Source organism: Thiomicrorhabdus cannonii, from assembly GCF_013391695.1.
Lineage (GTDB): Bacteria > Pseudomonadota > Gammaproteobacteria > Thiomicrospirales > Thiomicrospiraceae > Thiomicrorhabdus > Thiomicrorhabdus cannonii.
Genome location: NZ_JACBGH010000036.1, coordinates 1 through 433, shown reverse-complemented (window position 1 = coordinate 433; position 433 = coordinate 1). Strand labels below are relative to the sequence as shown.

Below are 433 nucleotides of genomic sequence, written 5' to 3'. Positions count from 1 at the left end.
CGAACAGCGGCTGGCCTTCGTCACCACCCTTGACCACGCGCGCGCTCTCTTCGTCGATGCCCAGCAGGAAGTCGTTGTCTGCACCGGTGTCGATGAAGATGAAGGGGTGGCGACGCAGGTAGGCCGGGATATAGGCCTCGTCTTCCCACAGGCCGTCCTTGATGAACAGGTTCTGGTCGGACACGCCCACGGCTGCCATCGGCACGGCGGTCGGGCCTGCGAACAGGATCGGGAAGTGGTGCAGGGCCAGCGAGAACTCGCCCAGCACCAGCGGAATGGCGTTGTTGCCGGCGGCAAACTCGAGCCTGCCCGGCAGGATGCGCAGATCGGCATGCACATCGGCCTGCTGCGGCACCGGACGGGTGTAGAACAGGGGGGCGCTGCTCGGCGCCGCTTCGGTGGTGGTGTCGCTGGTGGTCGTCATCTTGGGAAC

General features: G+C 66.1%; 1 protein-coding gene. It reads right to left on the bottom strand.

All coding sequences use genetic code 11. The annotated features are described in order from the left end of the window. Positions 1 to 433: SapC family protein (locus tag HZ297_RS11850; RefSeq protein WP_218644633.1), on the bottom strand; the 433-nt coding region annotated here is incomplete at both ends.